This window comes from Arhodomonas sp. KWT (assembly GCF_010993615.1).
The window spans coordinates 1-4081 of sequence record NZ_WNXE01000192.1 but is presented as its reverse complement, the minus strand read 5'-3'; the positions used below and the strand labels follow the sequence as shown (position 1 = coordinate 4081).

The following is a 4081-nucleotide window of genomic DNA, read 5'->3' as shown; positions in this document are numbered from 1 at the left end:
CGGAACGGCAGGTAGTTGAGCAGGCCGACGAACACGAAGAACAGGCAGAAGATCGCGGTGAAGAGATAGCCGTTGCCACCCTCGCACCAGAGTGACCGGACGCCCGCCCAGCTCGGCGCCGGGCGCGGCTCCATGGCCCGCTGCGGCGCGCGGGACCACCACACCGCGCTGGCGATCAGTCCGAGCCCGAGGGCGAGGAAGAATACGTGCCAGTCCCACCACGTCGCGGCCGAGCCGGCCAGCAGCCGCCCCCCGAAGCCGCCCACGATGGTCACGGCCACGTACACCGACATGACCCGCTGCAGCCGCTCCGGGCTCGCCCGTCCGGCGATCGCCGTCATCAGCGCCGTCATCACGGCGGGTAACAGCAGCCCCTGGGCGAGACGGGCGGCGAGCATGACCGGGTACCGGGGCACCGCCATGAACACCAGCGCCGCCACGCCCAGCCCGGCCGTCCCGGCACAGAGCACCCGCGTGGTCTGCCAGCGCCCGAGCAGTGCCCCGTAGGCGAGTGGCGCAACGCCCAGCGGCAACAGGGTTGCCGTCATCAGCAGGGCGATCTGGGACTCGCTCACGGCAAGGCTGTCGGCCAGCCGTGGCAACAGGGGCTGGGGGGCATAGAGGGAGAAATAGGCCAGCAGGGCGGTGATCACGGCCCGAATGGACAACTTGCGCCTCCGTGCAGCAACGGCGGCGCGCCGGCGCCACCACGAGGGATCAGCGGACTACCGGGAGATGCCGCGGCGGAGCGTGCAGGCGGCCGCACCTCGCCCGCGCCGGGCGGCCACGCCCCGGCCCCGCGGCAGATATGCCGCGATCATTCGCATGATAACAAATGCTGCGCCGCAGCGGAGACCGCGGCGCCGGGCAGGACGGGCTCAGTGCTCGTTGCCGGGGGGCTGATCCTCCTGGACCAGGACCCACGGCGGCACCACCACCGCCCAGAGCTCGGCGTCGACCGCCGCCCAGGCGCGCGCCTCGTCGTCGCTGGTGCGTGCAACACGGCCCTCTTCCAGCCACGCGGAAACATGGGCGGTGTCGTCCTCGACGAACCGCCGGGCCACCTCGACCAGGTCCAGGTCACGGGCCACGGTCACGGTGGCGCCACGGGCGAAGTGGCGTTCGAGCTCCGACCAGCGGATGCGGGCCGTCTCGGCGTTCAGACGCTCATGCAGCGAGGGTTCGGCGGTCATGGCGCACTCCTTCTCCAGCGGGGCCGGACATGTTACTAGCCCCGCCGCGGGTGGCGCACGACCAGCACGGAGCAGTGGGCCCGCTCCACCACCCGCGCGGCCACGGACCCCAGGAACACCCGCTCGGCACCGGTCTCGTCGTGGCTCGGCATAACGACGAGATCGGCACCGACATGCCTGATCTCGTCGAGGATACACCGGTGCGGCGGCCCCTCGGCGATATCGACCGTGCACGGGATTTCCGCGGGGATATGACGACCCGCCCAGTCCGTCAGGCGCCCGCGCAGGTCGTCGCGGGCACGCTGGAGGCTGTCCGCCGGGAAATAGGTGGACACCCAGGGCAGGCCGACGCCCGGGAAGACGCTCAGCACGTGGATCGCCGCACCATGGGTACGGGCGAGCCCGACAGCCAGGTCGGCCGCCTCGTCCCCCGAGCCCGTGTCGTCCTGGAGATCCACCGGTAGCAGCAGTTTCTTGAACACGTCAGTGCCCTCCGCGATGAGGCATTACGGTGCACCGGCTCACGCCGGCTGCTCCCCGGTGGACCCGGCGGGCTCGGGTTCGAGCGGCCGGCGCCGTCGCTGCAGCCAGGCGACGAGCCCGAGCAGGACGAGTGCGGGGATATACATGAGCTCCTTGGGCGGGCGCTCATTGTCCACCTGCACCGACACGATCCGGTAGCCGAAGTCGAGGCCCGCCTTCTTCGCCGCGCTGCCAAAGCGCACGCGCTGGACCTGGAGTGCGCCGTCGCCGGCCTGCTGCAGGGTCAGCCCCGCCTCGCGCAGTCGGGCGGCACCGCTGTCGGCCTTGTCCCCGAGGGGCAGGAGGATGGTCTTGTCCACCTGCTTGCCCTCGATGGTCATGCCCCGCACCCGGATCGGGACCTGGCCGCCGGCGGGCTGGCGCGCGGCGACCGCCTCGAGCTGGGTCGGCTCCGCCTGGCGGTAGGGCGGGTAGATATCGTCCCACCAGAAACCGGGGCGGAAGAGCGTGAACGCGATCAGCAGCAGCGCCACCGTCTCGTACCAGCGGCTGCGCACCAGCCAGAAGCCCTGCGTCGCCGCGGCGAACAGCAGCATGGCGCCGACCGCGGAGGCGATGGTCACGATCAGGTCGAACGGCCCGGTCAGCCCCATCAGCAAGAGCTGGGTGTTGAAGATGAACATGAACGGCAGGATCGCCGTGCGGATATCGTAAGTGAAACCCTGAACGCCGGTGCGTATCGGGTCGGCGCCGGATATCGCCGAGGCGGCGAAGGCGGCCAGGCCCACCGGCGGCGTGTCGTCGGCGAGGATGCCGAAGTAGAACACGAACAGGTGCACCGCGATCAGCGGCACCACCAGTCCCTGCTGCGCCGCCAGCTCCACCACCACCGGCGCCATCAGCGTGGAAACGACGATGTAATTGGCCGTGGTCGGCAGGCCCATACCGAGGAGCAGGCTGATGATGGCGGTGAACAGCAGCATCAGGATCAGGCTGCCGCCGGAGATGAACTCCACGAACTCGGTCATCACCAGGCCGATGCCGGTGAGCGTCACCGTCCCCACGACGATGCCGGCGGTGGCCGTGGCCACGCCGATGCCGATCATGTTGCGCGCGCCCTCGACCATGCCGTAGACGAGCTCACGGCCGCCTCGCACCACCTCGCCGCCGATCGCGCCACGACCCCGGAACGCCGAAAGCAGCGGCCGGTGGGTCACCGCGATGATGATCAGGAACATCACCGCCCAGAACGCCGACAGCCCGGGCGAGAAGCGCTCCACCATCAGGCACCAGACCAGCACCACCACCGGCAGCAGGAAGTACAGGCCCGCGCGCACCGTCGGCCCGGCCTCGGGGACACGGATGTTGCCGGTCTCCGGGTCCATCTCGAACTCGGAGGTGAGCTCCGGCTGACGCGCCGCGAGCCACACCAGCGCCACGTACACCAGGGCGACAAGCGCGGCGATGATCTCGAGCGACGCCGCCGGGAAGGCCGTCTTGATCCAGCCCACGCCGTAGTAGACGCCGAGGCTCAGCGCGCAGATCACGAACAGGATCCCTGCCGTGGTCGCCAGGCGCATGTACAGCGGCCCGCGGTTGCGCGTATGCATCGGCTTCATGCCGGCCTTCACCGCCTCCAGGTGGACCATGTAGATCAACCCGATATAGCTGATCAGCGCCGGCAGGATCGCGTGCTTGACGACCTCGATATACGGGATGCCGACGTACTCGACCATCAGGAACGCCGCCGCGCCCATCACCGGGGGCGTGAGCTGGCCGTTGGTGGACGCGGCCACCTCCACGGCACCGGCCTTGGTGCCGGGGAAACCGACCTTCTTCATCAGCGGGATGGTGAAGGTACCGGTGGTCACGACGTTGGCGATCGAGGAGCCGGAGATCACGCCGGAGAGCCCGGAGGCGACTACGGCGGCCTTGGCCGGTCCACCGCGCATGTGGCCGAGCAGCGCGAAGGCGACCTTGATGAAGTATGCGCCGGCGCCGGCCTGCTCCAGCAGGGCACCGAAGAGCACGAACAGGAACACGAAGCTCGTCGACACCCCGAGGGCGACGCCAAACACGCCCTCGGTCGTGAGCCAGTACTGCCCCATCGCCCGCTGCAGGCTCGCCCCGTCGTGGCTGATCACGTCGGGCATATAGGGGCCGGCGAACGTATAGGTGAGGAAGACCAGCGCGACCACCATCAACGGCGGCCCGAGCGACCGCCGGGTGGCCTCGAGCAGCAGCACCATGCCGGTGACCGCTACGGCCACGTCGTACCAGGTATACAGACCCGGGCGCTGGGAGAGCTGCTGGTAGAAGAGGAACAGGTAGGCCGCGGTGAAGGCCGCGACCACCGCCAGTATCCAGTCCAGTGCGGGAATCCGGTCCCGCGGCGAGCCTTTCAG

At 69.7% G+C, this 4081-nt stretch carries 4 protein-coding genes; all 4 read right to left on the bottom strand.

Annotated features, from left to right (window positions below):
- The coding region (locus G7A99_RS16400; RefSeq protein WP_163142108.1) for an MFS transporter at positions 1-668 on the bottom strand (668 nt) is incomplete at its 3' end.
- A gap of 210 nt (positions 669-878) precedes the next feature.
- On the bottom strand, positions 879-1193 hold the full coding sequence (locus G7A99_RS16395) for a DUF2288 domain-containing protein (RefSeq protein ID WP_018716401.1): 315 nt from the start codon (positions 1191-1193) through the stop codon (positions 879-881).
- Between the two features lie 35 nt (positions 1194-1228).
- Positions 1229-1675 carry a universal stress protein gene (locus G7A99_RS16390; RefSeq protein WP_018716402.1) on the bottom strand — a complete coding sequence of 149 codons (447 nt, stop codon included), beginning with the start codon at positions 1673-1675 and terminating at the stop codon, positions 1229-1231.
- A gap of 39 nt (positions 1676-1714) precedes the next feature.
- Positions 1715-4081 (bottom strand): TRAP transporter permease (locus G7A99_RS16385; RefSeq protein WP_163142105.1); only part of this gene is annotated, 2367 nt, incomplete at its 5' end.

Coding starts and splice junctions, on each gene's coding strand:
- G7A99_RS16395 (WP_018716401.1), bottom strand. CDS start 1,193: ATGACCGCCGAACCCTCGCTGCATGAGCGTCTGAACGCCGAGACGGCC.